Consider the following 26,052-nt stretch of genomic DNA (forward strand, 5'->3'; position numbering starts at 1 on the left):
TCAGGCTAATGAAGACTGGGTACTGCTAAAAATAATGGCGGCGATGATAGCAAAAGAATGTCCTTTTGCAAGAGAACGCCTGTCGTAAACCGCTCTGGAATCTCAATGTAGCGCTTGAGAATCAATCGCATACACACTAAGCTTCACGAGCGTCAAGGACGACGCCCCCTTCTTTTACCCCCTCCGATGTGTAGAGTAACGGTCACAACAATCCTGTACAGGAACCAACCATGACCGTGGGCAATCACTCTTCTTTCCATATCAGCGCTGATTTCGACAGCGGCAACATCGACGTACTGGACACCAGCAACCCACTGCAGGTGCAACTGGCCATCCGCCCGGATACCCAGAGCCCGCATTTCCAGTGGTTTCACTTCAAGGCCAGCGGCCTGCATGTCGGCCAAGAGCACTGGTTTCGCCTGACCAATGCCAGCCAGTCGTCCTATGGCAAAGCCTGGACCGGCTATCAGGCCGTTGCCTCCTATGACCACGTGAACTGGTTTCGCATCCCCACGATCTTCGAAGGTGACGCCCTGCGCTTCAATCTCGAGGCCACCCAGACCCATGCCTGGTTCGCCTACTTCGAGCCCTACAGCCGTGGTCGCCACGACTGGCTGATCGAACAAGCGATGAACAAGGCCGGCACCGAGCTGCTGGCGGTGGGCAAGAGCGTCGAAGGCCGGGACATCCAATTGCTGCGCAAGGGCACGGGCGCCCCTGGTCAGCGCAAGATCTGGATCATTGCCCAGCAGCATCCCGGCGAGCACATGGCCGAATGGTTCATGGAAGGCGTGATCGAGCGCCTGCAGCGTCACGATGACCAGGAACTCAATGCCCTGCTGGCCAAGGCCGACCTGTACCTGGTGCCGAACATGAACCCGGACGGCGCCTTCCACGGCAACCTGCGTACCAATGCCAAGGGCCAGGACCTCAACCGCGCCTGGCAGAACGCCAGCCAGGAACTCAGCCCGGAAGTCCTGTTCGTCCAGCAACAGATGGAACAGTACGGTGTCGACCTATTCCTCGATGTTCACGGCGACGAGGAGATCCCCCACGTGTTCACCGCTGGCTGCGAGGGCAACCCAGGCTATACCCCGCACCAGGCCAAGCTGGAAGAACACTTCCGCAGTCATCTCAAGCGCCAGACCCGGGATTTCCAGACCACTCACGGCTACACCCGCGACAATCCCGGCCAAGCCAACATGACCCTGGCCTGCAATGCCGTGGGAGAGAAGTACGGCTGCCTGGCACTGACCCTGGAGATGCCGTTCAAGGACCACGACGATGCTCCCAATCCGCTCACGGGCTGGTCGGGCAAGCGCTCCATGCAACTGGGCAAGGACGTCCTGAGTACCCTGGCCGACCTGGCCGATAGCCTGCGCTGATGCGGGACGACGACTGCGCGATCCCTTCGCGCAGTCGTGCCAATCTCAAGCCACCGGTATGCGCAAACAGTCGTCCGGCCCCAGCAGCCGACCATCGGCGGAGCGCAACTCCAGGGCTCGCAGCGGTTGCCGGGTCTGGCGATCGACCAGGCGCGAATGCGCCTCCCCCTCCTCGTAGAAGAATGCCTCGCCCCATTGGCGCAAGCCAATGATCAGCGGGAACAGCCCCCTGCCCTTGTCCGTCAGCACGTACTCCTGGTAGGCGCTGCCATCGGAGGCTGGTATCACCTCCAGCACGCCATGCTCCACCAGGGTCCGCAAACGCGCGGAGAGGATGTTCTTGGCCATGCCGAGGTTGCGCTGGAATTCGCCAAAACGACGAATGCCGTCAAAGGCATCACGCACGATCAGCAAGGACCACCAGTCGCCAATGGCATCCAGGGAACGGGCCACCGGACATTCGGCGTCTGGCAGGCGGGTGCGTTTAACCATGGTGCAGGTGCTCCGATTGCGCTGGAAAGTGGTTGCAATATAAAACCATGATCACTACCGTACAACTGGTTTCATAATGAAACCCATACAGAGTGCGTCATGTCACATCCACCAGCAACGCCCCTGCTCTCGCCCAAAATCGTCCTGCTGTTCGCCACGGCCTGCGGCCTGGCCGTGGGCAACGTCTACTACGCCCAGCCATTGCTCGATGCCATGGCCCGCTCCTTCGGCCTGGCACCTGCCACGGTGGGCATCGTCATCAGCCTGACCCAGGTGGGCTACGGTGTGGGCCTGCTGTTGCTGGTCCCCCTGGGGGACCTGGTCAACCGGCGCCGGCTGATCGTCAGCCAGACACTGCTCTCGGTCGTGGCCCTGCTGGCCGTGGCCCTGGCCCCCAATAGCGCGTGGTTGCTACTGGGCATGGCCGGCATCGGCTTGCTCGCCGTGGTGACCCAGGTGCTGGTGGCCTACGCCGCGACCCTGGCCCAACCGCAACAACGTGGGCACGTGGTCGGCATGGTCACCAGCGGCGTGGTACTGGGCATCCTGCTGGCACGCACCGTGGCCGGCACCATGGCCGACCTGGCAGGCTGGCGCTCGGTCTACCTGCTGTCTGCCGGGCTGACCCTGCTGGTGGCCCTGGCGCTCTGGCGCGTCCTGCCGACCACCGAGCAAGCGCCTGCCGTCCAGGGCTACGCGAAGCTGCTGGGCTCAATGCTGCAGTTGTTCAAGGAAGAAAAGGTCCTGCGCGACCGGGCGGTCCTGGCGATGTTGACCTTTGCCGCGGCCACCACCCTATGGACTCCGCTGGTACTGCCGCTCAGTGCCGCACCGCTGTCGCTCAGCCACACCGAGATCGGCCTGTTCGGCCTGGTCGGCGCGGCGGGCGCCCTGGGCGCGGCGCGAGCCGGACACCTGGCCGATCGTGGCCTGGCCCAATGGACCAGTGGCCTGGCCCTGGGCCTGATGCTGCTGTCCTGGCTGCCCATCGCCTTCACCCAATCGTCCCTCTGGGCCCTGTTGCTGGGAGTGATCGGCCTCGACCTCGGCCTACAGGCCATCCACGTCACCAGCCAGAGCCTGATCTACAGCGTGCGTCCCGAGGCCCAGAGTCGCCTGGCTGCCGGCTACATGCTGTTCTATTCCATCGGCAGTGCCAGTGGCTCCATTGCCGCCACCACCACCTACGCCTGGAGTGGCTGGATCGGCGTCTGCCTGCTGGGCGCCGGTATCACCGCCGTGGCCCTGGGCTACTGGCTGTGGAGCCTGAGCCCGCAGCAGGCTCGCGAACGCACCTGCGCAGAGCCACCTCAGAACCCCACGTCCAGCACCACGTTGTCCAGGTAGGTGCCGGCCGGCGGCGTGTTCTGGTCGGTATAGATCCTGGCGTTGTAGTTGAACACCTGGCTACCGGTACCCAGGCCGTTGCCGGGATTGACCTCGGCATCGGTACTGGAGCGCCGGGCACTGCCGACGCTGCCCCAGCGGGTGGTCCCGGCACTCTTGAAGATGTCATAGGCCAGGTAATTGCCACTGGAGACCATGCGCCGCCGACCGCCAACGCTGATCGGGTTCTGGCCGTCGCTCAAACCCACGGTATAGGCACTGCCCTTGGTACAGGCCAGGTTGATGGTCTGGCCGCTGACCGTGGCGAAGGCACTGACCACCGGTGCGCTGCCGAAGCTGATGTTGGGTGCGGTGATCACGCAATCGTTGGACACCGTCATGTTCACCGTGAGGCTCTGGGTACCACTGCCGATATCCCGCCCCAGGCAAACGCCCAGCAGGCCGATTCCCGAGCAATAGTTCCAGCTCCAGAAGATGCTCAGGTTCTCGGTATAGACCCCCGCCGCGACATTGCTGCCGGTGACGGTACCCAGGTAGATCGGCACCGTCTTGGCCACCGTGGGGCTGCCCAGCAGGCCCAGCAGGTCGATGATCGAATTGCGTGCGAAGTCGAACGCAGTGCCCCGGGTAATGGGATAGCTGGTGCTGTTGTTGGCATACAGGGTGTAGTTGATGACATCGCCGGTGGGCCCGACCATGCCGCTGGTGCTGGAGGTGATGGTGGCGTAGAAGTGGTCGGTGGTGGCCAACAGCGACAACAGCGCGCCGGTGCAGCTCAGGCCCGCATTGGTGGTGGAGGCCGGCTGGGAAGTGGTGCGCACCAGGATCGAGCTCACCGTACCGAAGCTCGCCGGGACCGTACTGACCGTACTGCACAAGGCCTGGGCCGATGTTGCCAGCAGGCTCGCCACCAGCCCCAGCAGTCCTTGCACCCCCGCTTTGCTCCCTACTCCCTTGAGATCCACCTTGCGTACTCCTTCGCGTCGTGTGGCGACAGTCATTGACAGACCAGCGGGCCGATCAATGGCACCTGCTGCTGTTGCATATCGATATCGAACTGCACCTGGCAGCCCTTGCCGTCCGCCAGGCCCACCTCCAGGGTGTTATGCGCCGAGAGGTTCTCCAGGTACACCAGGCCATCCCAGCCCACCACCGCCCGCGCCCCACTCGGCTGGTGAGTGACGGTACTGCCCAGGGGCAGTTCCTGCTGGTGGGCATCCACCAGGACGATGCTGGCGGCGATCACCCGGGTCAGCGGAAACTCCAGCAAATAGCCGCTACCACGGCGTACCGTGACCCGTTGCTCGACATTCGGGCTCTGCACATTGCTCGGCAGGTTCAACGGATCGATCTCGTACTTGCCGCGGTAGTAGGCGCTGCTCCAGGGCACCAGCAGATGGCCGTTCTGGTCGGTCTGGCCCACCAGTTGGTTCTCATAGCGCACCGGGATGTCCTTATAGCCACCGGTGCTGACCACCACGAACGCGTCGTCGATACGGTTCGCGGCGAACACCTGGCGGTCCATCCACACCAGTGAGCCACTGGCATCGGCCCAGCGCGTCTCGGCTTCACGCGTGCCATAGACCCCGGCCTGCAGGCGCACCGACTGCAAGCGCCAGGTGACATCGGCCTGGCGGTAGTCCGGGCCATCGCCGGTGGCATAACCGAGGTTGTAGCCCACGCCGCCCTCCAGCGGCACCGAGCGGCTGAAATTGACCCGCTGGCGATTCTCCCCGTTCTTGCTGCGCTCGTTACTCAGGCTCAAGCTGCCGTGCAGGTCGAACGGGATCACCAATTGCGCCTGCATGGCCCATTGGCTATTGCCGATTTCGCGGTTGGCCGACAGATAGAAACTGCTGTTGTGCCATAGCGGCTTGCTCCAGGTCAGGTTCAGCAAGCGGGTACGGGTCGCGTCTGCGGCGCGCACATCGAAATACCCCGCCCCCAGGCTGCCGAAGCGCTCCAGGTTGAGGCTCAGGGTCAGTTGTTCGCTGCGCTGGCTGAGGCTGGTGTAGGGCCTGTCGACCACCGTCAGGTCGGCGTATCGGTCGCGGCGCTGCATGCGCTGGTAAGCCAGGCTGTAGCGCTGGCTGTTGTATTGGTAGCCGAAGCTCAATTGCTGGCCACCGCTGCCGTCGAAACGGCTCTGGCTGAGCGCGGTGTTGAGCACGCCGAACTGCCCCAGCCGCAGGTTGCCCCCAAGCCCGCCCAGGGCCAGGGACTGCGAGCCCTCGGCATGGCTTTCCAGGGTCAGGCTGTCGCTCAAGCCATAGCGCAGGCTGGCGGAGGTCACCCCCGGGCCATAGCTGAAGTCCCGCAGCGTGTAGTCCTGGCGCAAGGTCCCGGCAGCCACCGAGAAATCCGTCAGGCCCTTCTGCAACAGGGTGCTGGTGACATAGAACGGCACCGTGGTGGAGACCTGCCGCCCCAGGGCGTCGGTGGTGACCACCACGGCCTCGCCGGCGCCATTGATGAAGGGGATGTTGGTCAAGGTATAGGGGCCAGGTTGCAGTTCGGTGCTGCTGGACTTGTAGCCGTTGATGAACAAGTCCACCGAGGACGGTATCGCAGCCTCCCCGGCGAACTGTGGCAAGGGATAGGTCACCAGGTCCGGGCGCACGCCGAAGTCCCGGGACACCTGCACCCCACCCAGGCGCACCGAACTGCTCCAGGGCAAGGCGCCGCTGACCACGTCGCCGGCCTCGTAGGTGAGCAAGCGCTCGTCATCGGAAAAGCGCCAGGTGGTGTCATAGCGCCGATAGCCGTTGTTCAAGGACAGGTCGCGAGCCCCGGACAGGGTCCGCCGGTACTGCCCGGTATTGGACAAGGTTCCCCAGGAGTCGAACAACCGCACCTCGTTGCCCGCTGCCAGGTAGGTCCCGCCATCGTCGGTGTCGTTCAGGTACAGGTCATAGTTGAGCACTGCGCCGAAACTGCTCAGCGCCGGGGTCCGCGGATAAACCTGGCGACTGCCGATGAGTTGCTCTGGCAGCCAATCCGGCGGCACGTCCAGCAACAAGCGCTGGCCCTGGCTGTCATAGTCGCTGTGCAAGCCCGGCAGGGCTTCGAGATCGACGTCTCGATCCAGCGCCTGTGGCAGCTTGACGCCGGTCTCCCGCAGGGCCTGGGCCTGCATGTACAACCGTCCCGCCCGCTGCTCCACCGCCACCACCTTGCCTGTGTCCATCTGATTGATCACCAGCTCCAGGAACAACTGTGCATCGGCCATCGACTCCATGTTCGCCGGTGGCGGGGGCAGCTCACCGGCCTGCAGAGGCGCGGACAGTGCCAGGCCCCACAGGCCTGCGAGCACTCCACTCCAGCACCGGAAACGACGAGCCGAGTCCTGGCTCATGGCGGGTTCAAGTCCATCTATGGACATCTCCATCCCTGGGCGGAGGCGCTACTGCGGGCGCCTCCGTCCGTACCTCCCCCTTGCCGCCAGCATCCGGGCGGCGATCAGCCCACCGCTCAGCGTGAAGGCGGCAGGTCCTGGACCTGCGGTGCACCATTGATCCGCAATTGCAGGTTCGCATCGCTCGCCAGGGTCTCCGGCAACGGCCAGCGCATCACGGCCCCAGGCAACACGTAGCCCAACAGGCCCGGCGCCAGGGGACGGCTCTGCCCGCCCTGCTTGAAGGCAACATCCGTCAGCCGCGCATGCACAGCCCCCTGGTTACGCATTTCGAGGAAGGTCTTGCCCTCGGCGTTCACCTTGCGCCAACTCAGGTTCGGCACGCCGATGCTCTTAGGGTCCCTGGCCCGGGTCGTATCCTCCTTGCTCCACAGCCCCGCGCCATAGGCGAACAGCGGCACCGAATAACGCATCTGGAAACGGATGGCGGCCACGCTCTTGGCCTCCTCCTGGGAAGTGGCGGGCGTGGGGGAAGGAATCTCGTCGATGATGATCCGGTACGCCAGTTCCTGCCCCGGCGCAATGTCCCGGGTCCGGGTCAGGCGCACCAGTTGCTTCTGCCCGGGCTCGATCTTCGCCACCGGCGGGCTGCCGATGACATCGCGCTGGTTCTGGTACTGATCGGCAAAATCACTCTGGCTCCAGGCGAAGACCCGGATCTGCAGGTTGGCAGTCTCGCTGCCACGGTTTTCCAGCCACAACGCGCTGGCCTGCTGGTCCGCCTCCAGCACCGGATCGATAGGCCAGATCAATACCGAACTGGCGGCCCAGGCTCCCGGGGCGCCGGACAACAGCCCGGCCAGTATCAGGTAACTGCAGGCCCGCAGGCCCCGTACAGATAAACGCATACTGCTACTCCTTGTCCGCCTGCCGGCTGGTCGTTGAATCGCCCCATCACCACGACAGCTGCACCTGCAGCACATCGCTGTACGTCCCCCCAGGCTGATTGCCCGGCAACTGCACCTGTCCATAGATCGGCAGGCTGATGTTATTGGCATCGCTGTAGGCCACCGCCACGCTCTGGCCGATCCCCAGGCTCTGGCTGTAGGCCGCATCCCGAAACAACTTGTACGCCACGCGGGCGGTACCGCTGGCGATCTGCATGTTCCGCCCGCCGTTGTTGTATTGGCCTCCATCCACCGTCATGTTCAGGGTCACCCCCGGGGTGCACTGCAATTGCACGCCACCGGTCAGGGCCACGTTCACCGTGGCGGTGGACAACGCCGACTGTGTACCGAATGCCAGGCTGCCGTAGTTGCTGACGCCCCCCACCACCAGGCAACCGGCAACGATGCTCGCGCTGACCTGGAAGCTCTGGCTCAGCGCTGCCCACACCGGCCAGGACAAGGCGCTGATGCCGGCCAGGGCCAATGCGGCAACGCCATGGCGGGCCATCGCATCAGAAACTCAACACGACCGAAACGGTATCGGTGTAGGTACCCGCCGGCAGTCCCGCCTTGCCTGTGGCCTTGCCATAAAGGTTGACGCTCTGCGCAGCCCCAGTGCTGGCGCCCAGGTTGATCACGCCATTGATCGCCACCAGCTGGGTATGGGCCGAGTCGGTGTACAGGTCGTAGGGCACGTAGTTGGCCACGCCGTCGTACAGCGCCCGGGTCCCGCCGGTGGATTTACCGTCGTTGATCCCGGCGGCAATCTTCAAGGTCGGTGAAGTGCCGCTGGAGCACTGGATCGACAAGGCCCCGCCGCCGCCCTGCAAGACCTGGGCATCCGCCTCGGTGAACAGGCTGTTGGTGGTGCCGAAGTTCAAGGCACCGAAGTTCAGGCCAGTGGTACCGCCCACTCCATTGACCAGGCAACTGCTGGTGAGAATCAGCGAAGCGCTGATCTGCCCGGTCACGGTGGTGGCGGCCTGGGCCTGGTTGAACAGGATCAGGCCCAGCAATGTCAGGCCCAGCCTGGATACGAATGCGTGCATCATGTGCGACCCCTGAGGCTTGTTCCGTCAAGCGTGAAGATCAGAGCAGGCATCGCCCCGCCCCGAATACCGGTATCAGAAGGTCAACTGCACGGACACCGTGTCGGTATAGGTACCCGCCGGCAGCCCGGCCTTGCCCACGGCCTGGCCATAGATGTTCACGGTCTGCGCCACGCCGGTGCTCGGCGCCAGGGCGATCACGCCGTTGATCGCCAGTAGCTGCGAATGCCCGGCATCGGTGTACAGGTCGTAGGGCACGTAGTTGGCCACGCCGTCGTACAGCGCCCGGGTCCCGCCGGTGGACTTGCCGTCGTTGCTGCCCCCCTGCACGGTGAGGCTCGGCGTGGTGCCGGCCGAGCACAGGATCGACAAAGCGCCGCCCCCGCCCCCCAGCACCTGGCCGCTGGCCGTGGTGAACAGGCTGTTGGTGGTACCGAAGTTCAGGGCGCCGAAATTCAACCCGGTGGTACCGCCCACCCCGTTGACCTGGCAACTGCTGGTGAGGATCAGGGTCGAGGTGATCTGCCCGGTGACGGTGGTCGCTGCATTGGCCGTGGAGGCCATGAGCAGGCCCAGCAATGGCCAACCGATTCTGGATACAAGCGCGTGCATGGTGTACGTCCTCTCGTGGTTTACCAATCCAGCGTGATGGTCAGGGTGTCGGTGTAGACCCCTGCCGGAACCGCGCGGGTATTCGCGACCACAGAGCCGAACACCGGAATGGGGATCCGGCTGCCGCTGCTCACTGCGAAATTGCGCTGCTGGCCGATGCTGTAGCTGTCGCTACCGGAAGCATCGACGAACAATCGATAAGGGATGGTCAGGCGTCCATTGCTCAGGCGCCGGGTCGTACCGTCGCCATTGAGGCCGCCGTTGATGCTCACCGTGAAGCCGGTGACCGAGGGATTGCAAGCCACCTGCAACTGGCCGTCGGCACTGTTGGTGAGGCTCGCCTTGATCGGGTTGACCCAGGTCGGCCCCTGCTGGCCGAAGTCGAGCATGCCCGGGTCCGTGACGGGGTGGGTGGCGGAACCACCGCTACTGACCTGGCAACTGGCGGTGATCACCAGGCGCGCCTGGAACTGCCCACTGATGGCCGCTTGCGCATCGTCGACCACCAGGCACAGCGAACCCAGGGCGATGATCGTCCAGGTCTTGCCTTTCATTGCACCCATCCCGGTTCCATCAGGACTCCCATCCGAGCCGCCCAGCCACAACGGCTTCTTCCTGTTCTGCCCGGGTCCCCCGTGGCAGCGTTAACGACCCTGGCCCTACCAGGTCAAGGTCACCTTCAATACGTCGGAATAGCCCCCGGCCCGGGGAATCTCGGCCAAGGGCTCGATACGCCCGTACAGGGGCAGGTCCACCGTGCCGGAATCCGGCACCCGGCCGCTGACCGGGACATTGACCGGCAACGGGATACGTCGCGCCGGGTCCTGGTAGAGACGGTAAGGGATCGGCTTGCCGGAAGAATCATCGCCAGCCAGGTAGCGCACTTCACCGACGCCACCGTGCAGGCCGCCATCGATGCGCATCTGGTAGGGGGTATCGGGATTGCACTCCAGGCGTGGCTGGCGACTGCCACCCAGCGCCGCGCCCAATGGGCCGCGGGAATCATCCAGCCGTGCGGTGATACCGAAGTCCAGGGTGCCGAGCTGGGCCACCCCGGCGTCGCGCTGTTGCCCCACCAACTGGCAGCCACGCGCCACATCGACCCTGACCTGCACCTGCAAGTCAGCGGCTCCTGCCGTTACGCCGAGCAATGCGCTCATGACTGCCAAACCCTTACATCCATTCAAGGCCTCGATTCCCTGATGAGAAGCATTAGCTGCCATGAGGTTAGCAACCCGGGCCAAAACCGCCAGTTGCGTACCAATTTGCCCCAGGGCACGCGCGCAGCCACGGCCCTGCCTTTTCGAGATCGCCAGACGACTGGATTTCCATTGGCCAATTGGCTGCGGTGCTTTTAAGGTGGGCACCCCGGAACCACCAGAGTCATCGCCATTGGCCGCTTTACCGCCAACACCTGTATCGATCCCAAGGCGCTGGCGTTCTACCTGGCCCGACCGGCAAACGGCAGCACACGCCGGGTCGACCCAGGATCACTTTCACCACAAGGCCCGGAACCTGGACTACATCCTGGGCCCTGGCCAGTTGCAGGACGTCGGCCCCAAACATCCACTCGACCGAGTAGCCCCATGAGATCCATCACCGTTACCGAACTGGTCTGCCTGCACCTGCAGGATGCAACGCTCAAGCATTCATCGCTGTTTGGCCTGGAGCGTTTCTCTGCCGCTGAACTTGCGGCAAAAGGCTATGAACGAGTGGGTGATCCCCGGGACTTCCACCTGTATGAAAAAAACTGCGCGACACGCCATCACCAGCGAACACTGGAGGTGGGGTTCAAGTGCTACTTCCGTGATCGTCAGCTGGTCGGCAGTGGCTTCAACCTGTCTCCCGGGGCCCGCCTGACGTCCATGCTCAAGTACAGGAAACGCCTCGCGGCACGGGACAACATTCCCCCTTCGCAACTGGCGTTTTATTTTTCGGGCGACAAGAAAGAAGGCGCCGTGATTCTCGATGACCGGCACGTAATGCGTTTCAACCAGTGGAGCCACCAGGGCGCCTACCTGATAGCGACACTGGAGAGCGACCTCGACCTGAGCAACCCGCTGGGCAGAACCTCCACCAAGGCGGTGAAAATGACCCTTGAACATCACAGCCTGGAATCGATGCGGGACGGCGCCAGGAATCCCAGGCATCCCTCGGCATTTCGCCAACTGGCTAAAGCACTGCACGATGCAAGCATTTGACGGGGAACAGATCGTCCCTCTGGCAGAAGCGCGTTAGTGCGCCATTCAAGATGGCCAGCCGCAGGTGCTATCGGCGTTTGACGTGAGCCCGGCCATTCATGCGCACAGTCTCGCAGAGCTGGACAGCCCTGGAGCAAAGGCCGGGGACCCGCCCCTTGCGCCCGATGACAGGACCTTCCAGGCGGACCGCAGCGGCCGCAGGATCGACCTCACCCTGACTGCCGATTGCCCCAGCCAACAGGGGCCAGCCGCTCTGAACTTCAGGCTCCTGAAAACCTAGTGCCCCCTGGCCCGTCGGCGCAAAACCGCCCAGGCAGCAAAAACCGCCGATCTCCTTTATCCTGCCCGCCCTTCTCCTGCTTTCGAGTGTTGACGCTGTTCATGGATACCCTTGCCCAACTGCGGGCCGGCCAGCTGGCCGGCATCAAGCGCCTGGACCTGTCCTGTGGCCTGACTGAGTTCCCCCGGGAGATCTTCGATCTCGCCGACTCCCTGGAGATCCTCAATCTCAGCGGCAACGCCCTGCGCAGCCTGCCCGACGACCTGCACCGGCTGCCCCACCTGCGCATCCTGTTCTGCTCGGACAACCTGTTCAGCGAACTGCCCCAGTGCCTGGGCCGTTGTGCACACCTGAGCATGATCGGCTTCAAGGCCAACCGCATCGAACGGGTTCCGGCCGCCGCCCTGCCGCCCCAACTGCGCTGGCTGATCCTCACCGACAACCGCATCGAGGAACTGCCGGACGAACTGGGGCGGCGCCCGCTGCTGCAAAAACTCATGCTGTCCGGCAACCGCCTGAGCGCGCTGCCGCAAAGCCTGGAGCAGTGCCAGCGCCTGGAGCTGCTGCGGATCGCCGCCAACCGCCTGACCGAACTGCCGCCGTTCCTGCTGGCCTTGCCGAGCCTGACCTGGCTGGCCTATGCCGGCAACCCACTGGAATCCCAGGTCGATGCCGCAGCCCTGGCATCCACGCCCAGCATTCCCTGGGAGCAACTGGTGCTGGCACAGCGCCTGGGCGAAGGCGCTTCCGGGGTGATCCACCAAGCGCAGTGGCAGGCTCCCGGCCAGCCGCCACGGGCCGTGGCGGTCAAGCTGTACAAGGGCCAGATGACCAGCGACGGCTCACCGCTACACGAAATGCATGCCTGCATCAGCGCCGGGCTGCACCCCAACCTGATCCGGGTCGAGGGCCGCATCACCGGCCACCCCCAGGGCCAGGACGGCCTGGTGATGCAGCTGATCGACCCCAGCTATGCCAACCTCGCCGCGCTGCCGAGCCTGGACTCCTGCTCCCGGGACGTCTACCCGGAAGGCGTCCGCTACAACGCCACGGTCATCCTGCGCATGGCCCGGGGCATCGCCTCGGTCGGTGCCCATCTGCACGCCCAGGGCATTACCCACGGCGACCTGTATGGCCACAACACCTTGTTCGATGCCCAGGGCGACTGCCTGCTCGGGGACTTTGGCGCGGCCTCCTTCCACACCCAGGACGACACACCCCAGAGCCAGGCCCTGCAACGCCTGGAAGTACGGGCCTTCGGTATCTTGCTGGAGGAATTGCTCGATCGCCAGGATGGCTCGCTGGCCCCGGCGCAGCACCAGGGCCTGCGGGAACTGGTGCAACGTTGCCAGCAACCGCACGTCCTGGCGCGCCCGGCTTTCGAGCAGGTGATCCGCGAGTTGGACAACCTCTAGAAACGACTTCGCCGGCCAGCAGGCCCCCTTGCGGGGGCCCACTGGCCGGCGAACGAACCGTGCGGCGCGGCTTAGCCAGCCAGGCCGACGAACATATCCTGGACGTCGTCGTGGTTATCCAGGCCTTCGAGGAACGCCTCGACTTCGGCCATCTGCTCATCGCTCAGGCCACTGACCGGGTTCTTCGGCTGGTAGCCCAGCTTGGCCGACAGCACGGTGAAGCCTTGCTCCGGCAGGGCCTTCTGTACGGCGTCCAGGTCCGCAGGCTCGGTCAGGAACAGGGTCGCGCCCTCTTCGCCCGGCTCGAAATCCTGGGCGCCGGCCTCGATGGCCGCCAGCTCCGGATCGGCATCCGGGGTGTCCGGCGAGGCTTCGATCATGCCCACGTGGTTGAAATCCCAGGACACCGAACCCGAAGCGCCCAGCTGGCCCTTGCGGAAGGCCACGCGGATTTCCGCTACGGTGCGGTTGACGTTATCGGTCACGCACTCGACGATCAGCGGCACCTGGTGCGGGGCGAAACCTTCGTAGGTCACGCGGTGGTACTGCACGGTCTCGCCCAGCTGGCCCGAGCCTTTCTTGATCGCACGCTCCAGGGTTTCGCGAGGCATCGAGGCCTTTTTCGCTTGCTCGACCACCAACCGCAGGTGGGCGTTGGTGGCTACATCAGCGCCGTTGCGTGCAGCGATGGTGATCTCCTTCACCAGCTTGCCGAAGATCTTGCCCTTGGCATTGGCTGCTGCTTCTTTGTGTTTAACCTTCCACTGTGCGCCCATTACTCACTCTCTTTGATCTATGGCGTCGAGTTGGATTTGGCCGACGCGAGGCGCAAGTTTATACGTCCTCTGGGCCCTGATCGACCAAAAAGTCAGTAACCCGTCGCCTGGCCCGGGCTCGCGGCAATCGGGCCAGGCGCTCAGCAGGGCAGGACGCCTCAGGAACGCAGGGGCTTGGCCAACAGGCGCTCGCCAGGGACCGCCACAGGCTCTGGCTCACTCCCAGTGGGGCGGCTGTTCCAGAATGGCACCAGCAACAGCGCCGCCACCAGGGCGCAGCCGGCGAACAGCAGGAACACCGTCACCGTATCGAAGTAGCCCGGCAACAGGCCGCCGAGGATCGCCCCCACCGAACCGCAACCGTTGACGAAACCGGCCGCCGTGGCCCCGGCCCCGGCCGCGCCGAAATCGATGGCTGCCGCGCCGCTGATCATCGAGTCCGGTCCGTACAGGGTCAGGCCCATGACGAACAGCAGCGCCACCACCAGCGCCACGCTGCCGCTATGCAGCGCACCCATGAACAGTCCCAGGCTCAGGGTCAGGGCCAGCAAACTGAGGACACAGGCCGGCATGCGCCGGGCGCCGAACAGCTTGTCCGAGGCCAGGCCGATCATGATCGGCCCAAGCAAGCCGGCCAGCTCGAAGGCCGTGGGCACGATCGCCGCGCCGACCTTGCCCACCGAGGGCATCTGCTCGTAGACGATCACCGGCCCCCATAGCAGGATCGCGTAGCGCGCCGGCTTGAGCAGGAAGTAGGCCAGCCCCAGCACCAGCACCGTGCGGTTGCGCAAGATCGCCCGCAACGGCGCCCAAACCCCAAGGCGGCAACCCTGGGCAGGTTCCTGGGCCGCGGGCTCCTCCTCAACCGCCGGGAGGCCCACGTCCTGCGGGGTATTGCGCTGGAAGATGAAGAACAGCAATGCGGTCACACCCACCACCGCGGCGCTGGAGATGAACGCCGCATGCCAGGTCCCCACCAGGGTGTAGGCCCACCAACCGGCAAAGGGCGAGGCCACCAGGCCGCCAAAGGCGTAGCACGAACTCCACAGCCCCAGGACCCGTCCCCGTTGCTCGGCGGGAAAGAAACTCCCGATGTTCTTGCACAACCCCGACCAGCCGGTGGATTGCGCCAGCCCCTGGACCAGCATGCAGGTGGCGAACACCGGCAAGGTGGCGAAACTGCCCATGACCAGCGCCGCGATGGCGGAAATCAGCAGGCCGCCCAGTACCACCACCCGCGGGCCGAAGCGGTCGGCGAACATGCCCCAGGTGAACTGCCCCACGGCGTAGGCCGCCAGGTAGATGGCATCGAGGTTGGCCATGGCCATCTTGTCGAGGGTGAAGTCGGGATCGTCGGCGATCCCCAGCTTGGCGACGGAAAAGGCTTTGCGGGTGAAATAGAACGCCGCGTAGGCGATCCAGGTGATGGCGAAAATCTGCACGCGCCAACGTTTGATGGTGCCGATCTGCTTGTTCATCGTGATTCTGACCTCAGGGTGAGTGTGCCGGCAGGATGCAAAGCAAACGCCTGTGTTTTTTGTTGTTGAGCACGGCGGCAAGGCCCTTGTGGCGGGCGCTGCCGGTCAGACGGGGCCTGTTGCGCTCCCGGGCGGGAGGTTGCGAGCGCACGCACAGGCCCCAGGACCCGATGGCGGTCGACCGACCGGTCACCGGGCCTTGAAAGATGGAAGCAATTAGCAATTAATAAATGAAATCGATTTATCGTATTTCAAATATAAGTCCAGCTTGTAAGAGGCCCTCGCCATGTCGGTTTCCCATGCACAGTTGAAAGCCTTCCATGCCGTGGCCGTGCACGGCAGCTTCACCCGGGCCGCCGAACGCCTGTACCTGACCCAACCGGCCATCTCCGACCAAGTGCGCAAGCTGGAGGAGCGTTTCGGCGTCCTGCTGTTTCATCGCAACAAGCGCTCGGTGCAGCTCACCGACCTCGGGCAGCGATTACTGGCCATCACCCAGCGCCTGTTCGTCGCCGAAGCCGAGGCCAAGGAGCTGTTGCAGGACTCCCAGGCCTTGCAGACCGGCAGCCTGGTGCTGGCGGTGGATGCGCCAGTGCACGTGCTGGCGCAGGTCGCCCGCTTCTGCCAGTTGTATCCGGGGATCAACGTGCGCATCGAGACCGGCAACACCGACGAATCCCTGCTGCGCCTGTTCAGCTACCAGGCCGACCTGGCCCTGCTGGGACGCGAGGTGGACGATGAGCGACTGTGGTCGCTGACCCTGTGCAATGACCCGATGGTGGCGTTCGTCTCGCGCAATCATCCCTGGGCCGAGCGCCAGTCCATCTGCCTGGCCGACCTCGACGATACGCCCATGGTGCTGCGGGAAACCGGCTCGGTGACACGCCAGATCGTGGAGGCGGAAATGCACCGTGCCGGGCTGCGGATCCGCCCGGCGATCCAGGTCGAGGGCCGGGAAGCGGCGCGCGAAGCGGTGGTGGCGGGTATCGGCGTGGGCGTGGTGTCGGCGGCGGAATTCGGTGCCGACTCGCGGATCTGCGCCCTGCCTATCGTCGACTGCCAGCAGCGCATGACCGAAACCCTGGTGTGCCTGCGCGAACAGCGCTCGCGACGGATCGTCGCCACCTTCCTCGACCTGGTGCTCGACAGTCAACCGTCCTCCCTGTAGCCGCTGTCGAGCCACGGTGAGGCTGCGCGAAGGTCTGCAGGACCTTGCCCCACGCCTGCTACGCAGCCGTACACAGCCTGCGGCAGCGGCTACAGGGCTTGCGGGGCGAGGCCGAGGAAGGCCTGGATCAGCCGCAGTTCCCGGCGCCGCTCCAGGCAACCGATCATGTGCTGGTTGACCAGGCCCGCGCCACGAAGCGGCACCACCCGCACCCGTGGGTCGTGGCCCACTTCCTGCGAGCTGACGATCCCGACCCCCAGGTGCGCCGCCACCGCCTCGGTCACCGCCTCGCGACTGTCCAGTTCCAACAGCACCCGGGGCTGCACCTTGGCCAGGGTGCACGCGCCGTCGAAGGTGCGGCGGGTGATGGAGCTGGGCTCGCGCAGCACCATGATCACCTGGTCCAGTTGCTCGATGGCGATGCCTTCGGCCAGCTCCAGCCACTCATGGCCCTGGGGCACCAGGGCGCACATCCGCGACTGCCCGAGGCTCTGCAGGTGCAGGCCCTTGCGCTCCTCGACCTCGGTCAGCACCGCCACGTCGGCATGCTCCGAGAGCAACGCGGCCAGGGTCTCCTGGGCGTTACCCAGGCGCAGGTTGACGGTCACCCCCGGGTAACGCTCGCGCAGGCGGGCCAGCATCGGCATGACCACGTGCGGGCCGTCCGCCGCCACTTCCAGGCGCCCGGTCAGCAGCTGGCGATTGGCCTCGAGCATGGCCTGGGCTTCTTCGGCGAGGCCGAACATCGCCCGGGTGATGGCCGCCAGCTTGGTGCCCTCCTCGGTCAGCTCCACCCGCCGGGCGGTACGTCGCAGGAGGGTGATCTGGTAGTGCTCCTCCAGAGCCTTGACGTGCCCGGTGACCGCCGGCTGGCTGATGAACAGGCGTGCGGCGGCCCGGGTGAAGCTGCCTTCACGGGCCACGGCATCGAACGCACGCAGTTGGAACAAATTCATATCTATCGGCCTCACTTATGGCAGGCATAACAACAAACAATTTGATTGATGATAAGGCAAATTGCAATTTAGTCGCCGTAGCTTGCTCCCATCATCTTCGAGGACACAGCATGAGCATCGCCGAGCCAATCCTGCTTACCCCCGGTCCCCTGACCACTTCCGCCCGTACTCGTCGGGCGATGCTGGTGGACTGGGGCTCCTGGGATCGCGACTTCAACCAGCTGACCGCCAGCCTGTGCGAGCAACTGCTGGCCATCGTCAACGGCCAGGCCACCCATCACTGTGTCCCCCTCCAAGGCAGCGGCACCTTCGCCGTGGAAGCCGCCATCGGCACCCTGGTGCCCCGCGATGGCAAGGTCCTGGTGCTGATCAATGGCGCCTACGGCCAGCGCCTGGCGAAGATCTGCAAGGTCCTGGGCCGCGCCTACAGCACCTTCGAGACCGCCGAAGACCAACCGACCACCGCCGCCGACGTCGATCGCCTGCTGGCCGCCGACAACGCCATCAGCCACGTGGCACTGATCCACTGCGAAACCAGCACCGGCATCCTCAACCCTCTGCCGGAAATCGCCCAGGTGGTCGCCCGCCACGGCAAGCGCCTGATCATCGACGCCATGAGCTCCTTCGGCGCCCTGCCGATCGATGCTGCCCAAGTGCCGTTCGAGGCCCTGATCGCCGCTTCCGGCAAGTGCCTGGAAGGCGTTCCGGGCATGGGCTTCGTCTTCGCCGAGAAACACGCCCTGGCCGGCGCCGAAGGCAACTGCCACTCCCTGGCCATGGATCTGCACGACCAACAGGCCTATATGACCAAGACCGGCCAGTGGCGCTTCACCCCACCGACCCATGTGGTCGCGGCCCTGCACGAAGCCCTGGTGCAATACAACGAAGAAGGTGGCCTGCCGGCACGTCACCAACGCTACGCCGACAACTGCCGGACCCTGCTCGAAGGCATGGCCAAGCTCGGCCTGCGCAGTTTCCTGCCCAGCCAGATCCAGGCGCCGATCATCGTCACCTTCCATGCCCCGCGTGATCCGCGCTACCAGTTCAAGGACTTCTACGAACGCGTCAAGGCCAAGGGTTTCATTCTCTATCCGGGCAAGCTGACCCAGGTGGAAACCTTCCGCGTCGGCTGCATCGGCGTGGTGGGGCCTGCGGGCATGCAATCGGCAGTGGACGCCGTGGCCCAGGTGCTGCGGGAAATGGAAGTGCTGGATATCTGATCGCCCCGACACCGTGCCCGCCGGGCACGGCCCGAACCCATTCGGCGAGCGTCCTCGCCTCTTGTACAGGTCCTTGAACGATGAACTACACCAACCCCAACCAGCTGCAAGCCGCGATCCTCGACTGGGCCGGCACCGTGGTCGATTTCGGCTCCTTCGCCCCGACCCAGATCTTCGTCGAGGCCTTCGCCGAGTTCGATGTCCAGGTCTCCATCGAAGAAGCCCGCGGCCCGATGGGCATGGGCAAGTGGGACCATATCCGCACCCTGTGCGACCTGCCGCAAGTGGCCGAGCGCTATCGCAAGGTCTTCGGCCGCACCCCGACCGATGCCGACGTCACCGCCATCTACGAGCGCTTCATGCCGTTGCAGATCGAGAAGATCGCCGAGCACTCGGCCCTGATCCCCGGGGCCCTGGAGGTCATTGCCAAGCTGCGTGAGCAAGGCATCAAGATCGGTTCCTGCTCCGGTTATCCGAAGATGGTGATGGATCGGGTGGTGGCTCTGGCCGCGACCAACGGCTATGTCGCCGACCACGTGGTGGCCACCGACGAAGTGCCCAACGGCCGCCCCTGGCCCGCCCAGGCCCTGGCCAACGTGATCGCCCTGGGTATCGACGATGTCGCCGCGTGTGTGAAGATCGACGACACCGTGCCGGGGATTCTCGAAGGCCGCCGCGCCGGGATGTGGACCGTGGCCCTGACCTGCTCGGGCAACGCCCTGGGCCTGACCTACGAGGGCTACCGGGCACTGGCCAGCGATACCCTGGCCAGCGAGCGCCAGCGTATCCACAAGCTGTTCGAGCCGTCGCGCCCGCACTACATGATCGACACCATCGCCGACCTGCCCCAGGTGATCGCCGATATCAACCAGCGCCTGGCCCGGGGAGAAATGCCCCAGGGACAATAAGCCCATCGATCACGAACGACAGAACGGCGACTTTCACCCGTCGCCGTTTTTTTCATCGACTTGAGGCCAGAACCACCGTCCAAGCGACGAAAGCCCCCGGTGCGCCAGGCAAACCTAAAAAAACCGGCTTACAGTTAAAGCACTCCGTCGCTCAAGAACGGAGGCTTCAGACCTGATGACCGAGGAATCCCGTATGCCGTGGAAAAACACCGAGGCGCGCTATAGCACCATGACGATCGCCCTGCACTGGCTGATGCTGGTGCTGTTGGCCGTGGTCTACGCCTGTATCGAATTTCGCGGCATCTTCCCCAAGGGCAGCGGCGGTCACACCTTGATCACCGAGGCTCACTTCATGCTCGGCCTGACCGTATTCCTGCTCGTCTGGCTGCGGCTGTTCGCCCGGGCCCAGGGCGTGGCACCACGGATCGAGCCCACGCCGCCGTCATGGCAGAGGCTGCTGGCGACGCTGATGCACTGGGCGCTGTACCTGTTCATGATCGCCATGCCGCTGCTGGGCTGGCTGACCACCAGTGCCAAGGGGCACCAGGTGATGTTCTACGGCCTGGACCTGCCGTTGCTGCTGCACGAGGACAAGGCCCTGGCCAAACAGCTCCAGGGCTGGCACGAGTTGCTGGGCACCCTGGGCTACTGGCTGATCGGCCTGCATGCCCTGGCCGGGCTCTATCACCACTATGTGATGCGCGACAACACCCTGCAGCGGATGTGGCGCCAGCGCGGTCAGGCCTGACCGGTAAACCCGCGGCGTCCCTGCAACCCTCCGGTGTGGACGAAGATCAACCGACAACCCGGTGCGAAGCGCCCGGCCCGGACCTGCTCGTAAAGGGCCAGCAGGGCCTTGCCGGTGTACAACGGCTCCAGCGGTAAGCCGCTGGTCTTTTCGGTCTGCTCGATGAACGCCTCCAGCTCCCGGTCCACCTTGGCGAAACCGCCACGGCTGGCGTCCAGCAAGGCATAACCTTCGAGCGCCCTGCCCGCTTCCCCCAGGATACCGGCGACTTGCTGTGGCACTCCGTGGTCCATCGGCACCGCCAGGGCACCATGCACCGGGTGCGCACCGGCCTCGGCCAGGACCAGCCCGGCCAGCGTGGTACCCGTACCGGCGGCCAGCCACCAACCGTGATAATCGCTCCAGCCCAGGGCCGGCAGTTGCGAGCGCACCTGCTCCCGCAGCGGCACGCAGCCCAATGCACCGGCCAGGCCGCCGCCGCCCTCGGGTACCGGGTACAGGTCGGGGTACTGGGCCTGCCAGGGTGTCCAGAAGCCCGGTTGGTGGCGCGCCCGGTAGCCGCCGTAGCCAAGCCAGTGCAACTGCATGCCGAAGCGCTCCAGGTCGAGCACGGTCGGGGTGTCCTGGCGCTGCCCGCGCAACAACCCGACCGTGGCGAAGGCGAAACGCTGGCCGGCGGCGGCCAGGGCATGCAAGTGATTGGAATGGGCGCCGCCGAGGCTGACGATGCCCCTCGCACCCTGGCGGCTCGCTGCCTGCAGGTGGTGGTTGAGCTTGAACCACTTGTTGCCGCTGATCAGCGGGTCGATCAGGTCCAGGCGCAGTACCGCCACCTCGACCCCGGCCTGGTGCAGCCAATCCAGCTCCAGTCGCTGTAGCGGCGCCTGGGGCAAACGATCGAAGGACTCGGCAAGGGACATCGCGGGCAACTCGGCAGACAGGAAGGCGCATTCTAGCAACCCTGGACAAGATCGCCGGCCCCAACGAGACAGGCTTCGTGTAGCCGATGCCGAAGGCTGCGCAAAGGACCGCAGGGCCTTCAGGGGCGAGGTGCAGGTGCAGGGGTCGAGGATTGCCGTGCCCCTACGGGGCAGGTAAGGAGTCGCGGCCGTCAGAGGCCAACGGGAAGGTGCTGGGATGGAAGATCGTCGTGCCCCTGCGGGGCAGGCGCAGCCTTCGGCAGCGGCTACAGGGCCGCTGCCGAGGCCGGAGGGATCAGAGTTCGGCAGCCAGGCGCGAACCCTGGTTGATGGCGCGCTTGGCATCCAGCTCGGCCGCCACATCGGCGCCACCGATCAGGTGCACGTTCTGCCCGGCGGCCACCAGGCCATCGTGCAGTTCGCGCAGCGGGTCCTGGCCGGCGCAGATCACCACGTTGTCCACCGGCAGGACCTGGGGCTCACCCGCTTCGCCGATGCGGATATGCAGGCCGGCATCGTCGATCTTCAGGTACTCGACGCTGTTGAGCATCTGCACCTGCTTGTTCTTCAAGCCAGTGCGATGGATCCAGCCGGTGGTCTTGCCCAGGCCGTCGCCGACCTTGCTCTTCTTACGCTGCAGCAGGAACACCTGGCGCGCCGGAGCATGGGGTTCGGCCTTGATCCCGGCGATGCCACCGCGAGCCTGCAAGTGGGTGTCGATGCCCCACTCCTTCCAGAACGCCTCGCGATCCTGGCTGGTAGCCACGCCCTGGTGCACGAGGAACTCGGAGACGTCGAAGCCGATGCCGCCAGCACCGATAACCGCCACCTTCTGCCCCACCGGCTTGCGCTCGAGCAGCACGTCCAGGTAGCTCAGGACCTTGGCGTGCTCCACCCCGGGAATCGCCGGCACCCGTGGCGCGATACCGGTGGCGAGGATGATTTCATCGAAACCGCCGGCCACCAGTTGCTCGACATCCACCCGGGTATCCAGGCACAGCTCGACGTGGCTGGTCTGCAGCTTGCGCTTGAAGTAGCGCAGGGTCTCGTAGAACTCTTCCTTGCCCGGCACGCGCTTGGCGATATTGAACTGGCCACCGATCTCACTGGCCGAATCGAACAGGGTCACCTGGTGCCCACGCTCGGCGGCCACGGTGGCGGCGGACAAACCGGCCGGGCCGGCACCGACCACGGCGATCTTCTTGATCTGCTGGACCGGCAGGTAGTTAAGCTCGGTTTCGTGGCAGGCGCGGGGGTTGACCAGGCAGCTGGTCAGCTTGCCGCCGAAGGTGTGGTCCAGGCACGCCTGGTTGCAGCCGATGCAGGTGTTGATCTCGTCGGCACGGCCGGCGGCGGCCTTGTTGACGAAGTCCGGATCGGCCAGGAACGGCCGGGCCATGGACACCATGTCGGCATCGCCCTCGGCCAGGATCTGCTCCGCCACTTCCGGGGTATTGATGCGGTTGGTGGTGATCAACGGGATGCCCACCGAACCCCGCAGCTTGGCCGTGACCTTGCTGAACGCAGCGCGCGGCACCTTGGTGGCGATGGTCGGGATGCGCGCTTCGTGCCAGCCGATACCGGTGTTGATGATGGTGGCGCCGGCCTTCTCGATGGCCTGGGCCAACTGCACGATCTCTTCCCAGGTGCTGCCGCCTTCCACCAGGTCGAGCATCGACAGGCGGAAGATGATGATGAAGTTCGGCCCTACCGCTTCGCGCACCCGACGCACGATCTCCAGCGGCAGGCGCATGCGGTTCTCATAGCTGCCGCCCCAGCGGTCGGTACGGTGGTTGGTATGGGCGGCGAGGAACTGGTTGATGAAGTAACCCTCGGACCCCATGATCTCGACCCCGTCGTACTCGGCCTTCTGGGCCAGGGTCGAGCAGGTGACGAAGTCGCGGATCTGCTTCTCGATGCCTTCCTCGTCCAGCTCCTTGGGCTTGAACGGGTTGATCGGCGCCTGGATGGCGCTGGGCGCGACCTGCTTGGGGCTGTAGGCATAGCGCCCGGCGTGCAGGATCTGCATGCAGATCTTGCCGCCGGCCTCGTGCACCGCACGGGTGACGATCAGGTGCTTCTGCGCCTCTTCCTCGGTGGTCAGCTTGGCGGCCCCGGAATACACCCCACCCTCATCGTTGGGGCCGATGCCGCCGGTGACCATCAGACCCACGCCGCCACGGGCACGCTCGGCAAAATACGCCGCCATGCGCTCGAAGCCGCCCGGCTTTTCTTCCAGGCCAGTGTGCATGGAGCCCATCAGGGTCCGGTTGCGCAGGGTGGTGAACCCCAGGTCGAGGGGGGCCAGCAAATGCGGGTACGGGGCAGCAGCCATGGCGTCACTCCAGATCGGGCTATCACGGTAGGTGCGAAAGCTCTGCGGCTTCCGTCGGTAGTGCGGCACAGACTAAAAGCACACCGGCTGTAGGCTCAATGACCGTAACTGACAAGTTATTGATCCAAACGTACAGCAGCCCTTGGCAAGCGCCGGCTGCCGCCCTACCCTAGTCGACGAATCCTGCACACGGTTGCCAACTGTTTTCCCATGCGCAAACTTCTCTACATCACCTTCGCCCTGGCGCTGATCGCGGGCCTCACCAGCTACGGCGTGTGGACCCGCGATCGCCCGGGAGCCCATTACCTGTCGGACCTGCGTATCGAGCTGGCGGTGGACCAGGGCGTACCCAGCGAACGCGGCAACCTGCTGGCGATCCAGCCGGAGCTGTTTCCCACCGACTACCAGGACATCGAACGCCTGCACCGCAAGCTCGCGGCTTACCTGCAACAGGCCCGCGAGCGTGGCCTGGTCAATGCCAAGACCGTGGTGGTGCTGCCGGAACATATCGGCACCTGGCTGATGGTCAGTGGCGAGAAGAACGAGTTGTACCAGGCCACCACCTTGAAGGAAGCCATGAACTGGCTGGCGGTGAGCAACCCGCTGCCGTTTCTCAAGGCCTTGATTGGTGCCAAGGGCGATAGTCGCGTCGACGATGCGCACCTGCGCATGAAGGCGAAGAAAATGGCCAAGGACTACCAGCTGTTGTTCGGTGGCCTGGCCAAGGAGTTCCAGGTCACCCTGGTGGCCGGCTCGATTGTCTTGCCCGATCCCAGCGTCAACCAGGGCAGCCTGCAGATCGGCAGCGGTGCCCTGTACAACAGCACCCTGGTGTTCGGCAGCGACGGCCTGCCCATTGGCCAGCCGCAACGCCAGATCCATCCCACGGCCTCCGAAAGCGGTTATATCCACGGCGATGTGCGTGAGTCGATAGAAACTTTCGATACGCCTGCCGGGCGCCTCGGGGTGCTGATCGGCAGTGACAGCTGGTACCCCGACAACTACCGCAAGCTCGACGAACAACAGGCACAGCTGATAGCGGTGCCGGCCTTCATCATGGGCAAGGGCCGCTGGGAACAGCCTTGGCGCAGCGACAATAGTGCAGCGCTGGGAGCCATGGCGCCGGGGACCAACGAAGGTGCTGCCTGGCATCATCTGACCCTCACCAGCCGGGCGCCACAGAGCCTGGCCGGCCATGGTGCAAGCGTGTTCATGCGCGGCCAGTTCTGGGACCTGGGGACCAGTGGCCAGAGCTTTCTCAGCAACGCGGGCCAGATCTTTGCCGACGACGGCAGCCGCGGTGCCCGCCTGCTGAACCTGTGGTTGTAGCGCCATGCGAAACACGCCGATGCGCCTGGGCGACCTGTCGGTGGGGTTTGTCCACAGCCTGGCCGATGCCATTCGCAGCCACGACCTGGACCCGGTGCCTCTGCTGGAGCAATACGGCCTGGACAATGCGCGGCTGGCCGAAGCCGGGGCGCGCTTGTCGATCCCCCGCTACATGCGCCTGGGCCACGGAGCGATCCAGCTCACCGGCGATCCGGCCCTGGGCCTGCGCATGGGGCGCCTGAGCCGCCTGAGCCAGGCCGGTCTGGCCGGTGTCACCGCCGCCCAGGCCCCGACCGTACGCGAAGCGGCGCGTTGCCTGACCCGCTTCGAAGCCCTGTACGGGTCCAACTATCGCGGCCAATCGAGTTTCTGCGAGGATGCCGACGGAGCCTGGCTGCGTTTCTACTCCATCAGCCCGTACAACGCCTATAACCGTTTCGTGGTGGATTCGATCATGTCCGGCTGGCTGCAACAGTTGTCCAGCCTGGCCGGGCAAACGGTGCATGCGCAAAGGATCGACATCGAGTTCGAGCAGCCCGACTACCACCAGGACTATGCCCTGCTCGGCCCTACTGCGGTGCACTTTGGCGCCGAATGCAACCAGCTGCGCCTGGACCGGGCCAGCCTGGTCCTGCGCAACCCCGAGCACTGCCCGAGCACTTGGCGCCATCTGCTGCAATTGTGCGAAAGGGAACTGGAACAACTGACTCGAACTCGCAGCCTGCGCGAGCGCATCACTCAGTTGCTGGGACCGTTGCTCAGTGGTGGCCGGGAACCGGACCTGGAGGAAGTGGCCGCACACTTGAAACTGCCGACCTGGACCTTACGCCGCAAACTGGCGGAAGAAGGCACGCAGTTCCGGGCGATTCTCAATGACACCCGGCGCGACCTGGCCATGACTTACATACGCGATACCGAACTGGCGTTCGGCGAGATTGCCTATCTGTTGGGCTTTGCCTCGGCCGAGGCATTCCAGCGGGCCTTCAAGCGCTGGAGCAACCAGACTCCCGGGGAGTTTCGTCGCAGCCACCGGCAGTTCGGCTAAAAAAAAGCCACCGGCCTTACAGCTCGGTGGCATCGTCTGCGGGTTCCAGAGGATCCAGCTCGAAAGCTTGATACTCCAGCAGCTCT

At 64.8% G+C, this 26,052-nt stretch carries 24 protein-coding genes; 10 read left to right on the forward strand and 14 right to left on the reverse strand.

Translation table 11 applies throughout. The features are described from left to right. The first annotated feature begins 230 nt into the window (after positions 1–230). A complete protein-coding gene (locus C4K39_RS29130; protein WP_124348087.1) occupies positions 231–1,385 on the forward strand; it encodes a M14 family metallopeptidase in 1,155 nt (384 codons plus the stop codon). 45 nt (positions 1,386–1,430) lie between these two features. On the opposite strand, the gene C4K39_RS29135 is transcribed toward C4K39_RS29130, so the two are convergent. Further along, positions 1,431–1,877 carry a winged helix-turn-helix transcriptional regulator gene (locus C4K39_RS29135; RefSeq protein ID WP_068582566.1) on the reverse strand — a complete coding sequence of 149 codons (447 nt, stop codon included), beginning with the start codon at positions 1,875–1,877 and terminating at the stop codon, positions 1,431–1,433. A 99-nt stretch (positions 1,878–1,976) separates the two neighbouring features. On the opposite strand from C4K39_RS29135, the gene C4K39_RS29140 reads away from it, so the two are divergent. After that, the gene (locus tag C4K39_RS29140; protein ID WP_124348088.1) at positions 1,977–3,224 is read left to right on the forward strand and encodes an MFS transporter; all 1,248 of its coding nucleotides are present in this window, start codon (positions 1,977–1,979) and stop codon (positions 3,222–3,224) included. On the opposite strand, the gene C4K39_RS29145 is transcribed toward C4K39_RS29140, so the two are convergent. The 8 genes from C4K39_RS29145 to C4K39_RS29180 form a co-directional block, all read right to left on the reverse strand. Beyond that, positions 3,188–4,156: a Csu type fimbrial protein gene (locus C4K39_RS29145; RefSeq protein ID WP_225926596.1), complete on the reverse strand. Its 969-nt coding sequence runs from the start codon at positions 4,154–4,156 to the stop codon at positions 3,188–3,190. The two genes, C4K39_RS29140 and C4K39_RS29145, sit on opposite strands and share 37 nt — an antisense overlap. Before the next feature lie 65 nt (positions 4,157–4,221). Next, positions 4,222–6,579 (reverse strand): fimbria/pilus outer membrane usher protein, encoded by a 2,358-nt coding sequence (locus tag C4K39_RS29150; RefSeq protein ID WP_124348090.1) that lies wholly within the window; start codon positions 6,577–6,579, stop codon positions 4,222–4,224. Between the two features lie 116 nt (positions 6,580–6,695). Further along, the gene (locus tag C4K39_RS29155; protein ID WP_068583026.1) at positions 6,696–7,487 is read right to left on the reverse strand and encodes a fimbrial biogenesis chaperone; all 792 of its coding nucleotides are present in this window, start codon (positions 7,485–7,487) and stop codon (positions 6,696–6,698) included. 46 nt (positions 7,488–7,533) lie between these two features. Then, complete coding sequence (locus C4K39_RS29160) at positions 7,534–8,034, reverse strand: Csu type fimbrial protein (RefSeq protein ID WP_068583023.1); 501 nt, start codon at positions 8,032–8,034, stop codon at positions 7,534–7,536. Between the two features lie 4 nt (positions 8,035–8,038). Then, positions 8,039–8,575 carry a Csu type fimbrial protein gene (locus C4K39_RS29165; RefSeq protein WP_068583051.1) on the reverse strand — a complete coding sequence of 179 codons (537 nt, stop codon included), beginning with the start codon at positions 8,573–8,575 and terminating at the stop codon, positions 8,039–8,041. Positions 8,576–8,650: 75 nt separating this feature from the next. Beyond that, positions 8,651–9,187 (reverse strand): Csu type fimbrial protein, encoded by a 537-nt coding sequence (locus tag C4K39_RS29170; RefSeq protein WP_068583020.1) that lies wholly within the window; start codon positions 9,185–9,187, stop codon positions 8,651–8,653. A gap of 20 nt (positions 9,188–9,207) precedes the next feature. Further along, a complete protein-coding gene (locus C4K39_RS29175) occupies positions 9,208–9,741 on the reverse strand; it encodes a Csu type fimbrial protein (protein WP_068583048.1) in 534 nt (177 codons plus the stop codon). Between the two features lie 105 nt (positions 9,742–9,846). Then, on the reverse strand, positions 9,847–10,347 hold the full coding sequence (locus tag C4K39_RS29180) for a Csu type fimbrial protein (protein ID WP_164487335.1): 501 nt from the start codon (positions 10,345–10,347) through the stop codon (positions 9,847–9,849). Between the two features lie 426 nt (positions 10,348–10,773). On the opposite strand from C4K39_RS29180, the gene C4K39_RS29185 reads away from it, so the two are divergent. Both C4K39_RS29185 and C4K39_RS29195 read left to right on the forward strand, forming a co-directional pair. Further along, on the forward strand, positions 10,774–11,388 hold the full coding sequence (locus C4K39_RS29185) for a hypothetical protein (protein ID WP_124348091.1): 615 nt from the start codon (positions 10,774–10,776) through the stop codon (positions 11,386–11,388). A gap of 381 nt (positions 11,389–11,769) precedes the next feature. Next, on the forward strand, positions 11,770–13,083 hold the full coding sequence (locus C4K39_RS29195; RefSeq protein ID WP_068583010.1) for a leucine-rich repeat-containing protein kinase family protein: 1,314 nt from the start codon (positions 11,770–11,772) through the stop codon (positions 13,081–13,083). Positions 13,084–13,154: 71 nt separating this feature from the next. Here C4K39_RS29195 and C4K39_RS29200 read toward each other — a convergent pair whose 3' ends face one another. Beyond that, positions 13,155–13,859 (reverse strand): YebC/PmpR family DNA-binding transcriptional regulator, encoded by a 705-nt coding sequence (locus C4K39_RS29200; protein WP_068583007.1) that lies wholly within the window; start codon positions 13,857–13,859, stop codon positions 13,155–13,157. Positions 13,860–14,017: 158 nt separating this feature from the next. Further along, positions 14,018–15,337, reverse strand: coding sequence for an MFS transporter (locus tag C4K39_RS29205; RefSeq protein ID WP_068583002.1), 1,320 nt, complete (start codon positions 15,335–15,337; stop codon positions 14,018–14,020). Positions 15,338–15,623: 286 nt separating this feature from the next. On the opposite strand from C4K39_RS29205, the gene C4K39_RS29210 reads away from it, so the two are divergent. Beyond that, positions 15,624–16,505, forward strand: a complete 882-nt coding sequence (locus C4K39_RS29210) for a LysR substrate-binding domain-containing protein (protein WP_124348092.1) — start codon at positions 15,624–15,626, stop codon at positions 16,503–16,505. 89 nt (positions 16,506–16,594) lie between these two features. On the opposite strand, the gene C4K39_RS29215 is transcribed toward C4K39_RS29210, so the two are convergent. Continuing rightward, the gene (locus C4K39_RS29215) at positions 16,595–17,461 is read right to left on the reverse strand and encodes a LysR substrate-binding domain-containing protein (protein WP_124348093.1); all 867 of its coding nucleotides are present in this window, start codon (positions 17,459–17,461) and stop codon (positions 16,595–16,597) included. Positions 17,462–17,571: 110 nt separating this feature from the next. On the opposite strand from C4K39_RS29215, the gene C4K39_RS29220 reads away from it, so the two are divergent. From C4K39_RS29220 to C4K39_RS29230, 3 genes are all read left to right on the forward strand, one after another. Continuing rightward, complete coding sequence (locus tag C4K39_RS29220; protein WP_068582992.1) at positions 17,572–18,681, forward strand: 2-aminoethylphosphonate--pyruvate transaminase; 1,110 nt, start codon at positions 17,572–17,574, stop codon at positions 18,679–18,681. An 80-nt stretch (positions 18,682–18,761) separates the two neighbouring features. Beyond that, a complete protein-coding gene (gene phnX / locus C4K39_RS29225; RefSeq protein ID WP_068582989.1) occupies positions 18,762–19,589 on the forward strand; it encodes a phosphonoacetaldehyde hydrolase in 828 nt (275 codons plus the stop codon). Positions 19,590–19,782: 193 nt separating this feature from the next. Beyond that, on the forward strand, positions 19,783–20,337 hold the full coding sequence (locus C4K39_RS29230) for a cytochrome b (protein ID WP_124348431.1): 555 nt from the start codon (positions 19,783–19,785) through the stop codon (positions 20,335–20,337). Here C4K39_RS29230 and C4K39_RS29235 read toward each other — a convergent pair. Further along, positions 20,328–21,257, reverse strand: a complete 930-nt coding sequence (locus C4K39_RS29235) for a 1-aminocyclopropane-1-carboxylate deaminase/D-cysteine desulfhydrase (RefSeq protein WP_124348094.1) — start codon at positions 21,255–21,257, stop codon at positions 20,328–20,330. The two genes, C4K39_RS29230 and C4K39_RS29235, sit on opposite strands and share 10 nt — an antisense overlap. Before the next feature lie 295 nt (positions 21,258–21,552). Next, positions 21,553–23,592 (reverse strand): oxidoreductase, encoded by a 2,040-nt coding sequence (locus tag C4K39_RS29240; protein ID WP_068582980.1) that lies wholly within the window; start codon positions 23,590–23,592, stop codon positions 21,553–21,555. Between the two features lie 210 nt (positions 23,593–23,802). Here C4K39_RS29240 and C4K39_RS29245 point away from each other — a divergent pair, with 210 nt between their 5' ends. After that, positions 23,803–24,921: a carbon-nitrogen hydrolase family protein gene (locus C4K39_RS29245; protein ID WP_124348095.1), complete on the forward strand. Its 1,119-nt coding sequence runs from the start codon at positions 23,803–23,805 to the stop codon at positions 24,919–24,921. 4 nt (positions 24,922–24,925) lie between these two features. After that, a complete protein-coding gene (locus tag C4K39_RS29250; protein ID WP_124348096.1) occupies positions 24,926–25,966 on the forward strand; it encodes an AraC family transcriptional regulator in 1,041 nt (346 codons plus the stop codon). The last annotated feature ends 86 nt before the right edge of the window (positions 25,967–26,052 follow it).

Source organism: Pseudomonas sessilinigenes (assembly GCF_003850565.1).
In the GTDB taxonomy this organism is placed as follows: domain Bacteria; phylum Pseudomonadota; class Gammaproteobacteria; order Pseudomonadales; family Pseudomonadaceae; genus Aquipseudomonas; species Aquipseudomonas sessilinigenes.

Excerpts from the sequence above, each read along its gene's own strand:
- C4K39_RS29180 (WP_164487335.1), bottom strand. The coding sequence starts at position 10,347 with ATGAGCGCATTGCTCGGCGTAACGGCAGGAGCCGCTGACTTGCAGGTG.
- C4K39_RS29200 (WP_068583007.1), bottom strand. The coding sequence starts at position 13,859 with ATGGGCGCACAGTGGAAGGTTAAACACAAAGAAGCAGCAGCCAATGCC.
- C4K39_RS29245 (WP_124348095.1), top strand. The coding sequence starts at position 23,803 with ATGCGCAAACTTCTCTACATCACCTTCGCCCTGGCGCTGATCGCGGGC.
- C4K39_RS29240 (WP_068582980.1), bottom strand. The coding sequence starts at position 23,592 with ATGGCTGCTGCCCCGTACCCGCATTTGCTGGCCCCCCTCGACCTGGGG.
- C4K39_RS29135 (WP_068582566.1), bottom strand. The coding sequence starts at position 1,877 with ATGGTTAAACGCACCCGCCTGCCAGACGCCGAATGTCCGGTGGCCCGT.
- C4K39_RS29215 (WP_124348093.1), bottom strand. The coding sequence starts at position 17,461 with ATGAATTTGTTCCAACTGCGTGCGTTCGATGCCGTGGCCCGTGAAGGC.
- C4K39_RS29170 (WP_068583020.1), bottom strand. The coding sequence starts at position 9,187 with ATGCACGCGCTTGTATCCAGAATCGGTTGGCCATTGCTGGGCCTGCTC.
- C4K39_RS29230 (WP_124348431.1), top strand. The coding sequence starts at position 19,783 with ATGCCGTGGAAAAACACCGAGGCGCGCTATAGCACCATGACGATCGCC.
- C4K39_RS29155 (WP_068583026.1), bottom strand. The coding sequence starts at position 7,487 with ATGCGTTTATCTGTACGGGGCCTGCGGGCCTGCAGTTACCTGATACTG.
- C4K39_RS29150 (WP_124348090.1), bottom strand. The coding sequence starts at position 6,579 with ATGAGCCAGGACTCGGCTCGTCGTTTCCGGTGCTGGAGTGGAGTGCTC.
- C4K39_RS29210 (WP_124348092.1), top strand. The coding sequence starts at position 15,624 with ATGTCGGTTTCCCATGCACAGTTGAAAGCCTTCCATGCCGTGGCCGTG.
- phnX (WP_068582989.1), top strand. The coding sequence starts at position 18,762 with ATGAACTACACCAACCCCAACCAGCTGCAAGCCGCGATCCTCGACTGG.
- C4K39_RS29185 (WP_124348091.1), top strand. The coding sequence starts at position 10,774 with ATGAGATCCATCACCGTTACCGAACTGGTCTGCCTGCACCTGCAGGAT.
- C4K39_RS29140 (WP_124348088.1), top strand. The coding sequence starts at position 1,977 with ATGTCACATCCACCAGCAACGCCCCTGCTCTCGCCCAAAATCGTCCTG.
- C4K39_RS29165 (WP_068583051.1), bottom strand. The coding sequence starts at position 8,575 with ATGCACGCATTCGTATCCAGGCTGGGCCTGACATTGCTGGGCCTGATC.
- C4K39_RS29130 (WP_124348087.1), top strand. The coding sequence starts at position 231 with ATGACCGTGGGCAATCACTCTTCTTTCCATATCAGCGCTGATTTCGAC.
- C4K39_RS29220 (WP_068582992.1), top strand. The coding sequence starts at position 17,572 with ATGAGCATCGCCGAGCCAATCCTGCTTACCCCCGGTCCCCTGACCACT.
- C4K39_RS29175 (WP_068583048.1), bottom strand. The coding sequence starts at position 9,741 with ATGAAAGGCAAGACCTGGACGATCATCGCCCTGGGTTCGCTGTGCCTG.
- C4K39_RS29195 (WP_068583010.1), top strand. The coding sequence starts at position 11,770 with ATGGATACCCTTGCCCAACTGCGGGCCGGCCAGCTGGCCGGCATCAAG.
- C4K39_RS29235 (WP_124348094.1), bottom strand. The coding sequence starts at position 21,257 with ATGTCCCTTGCCGAGTCCTTCGATCGTTTGCCCCAGGCGCCGCTACAG.
- C4K39_RS29250 (WP_124348096.1), top strand. The coding sequence starts at position 24,926 with ATGCGAAACACGCCGATGCGCCTGGGCGACCTGTCGGTGGGGTTTGTC.
- C4K39_RS29205 (WP_068583002.1), bottom strand. The coding sequence starts at position 15,337 with ATGAACAAGCAGATCGGCACCATCAAACGTTGGCGCGTGCAGATTTTC.
- C4K39_RS29160 (WP_068583023.1), bottom strand. The coding sequence starts at position 8,034 with ATGGCCCGCCATGGCGTTGCCGCATTGGCCCTGGCCGGCATCAGCGCC.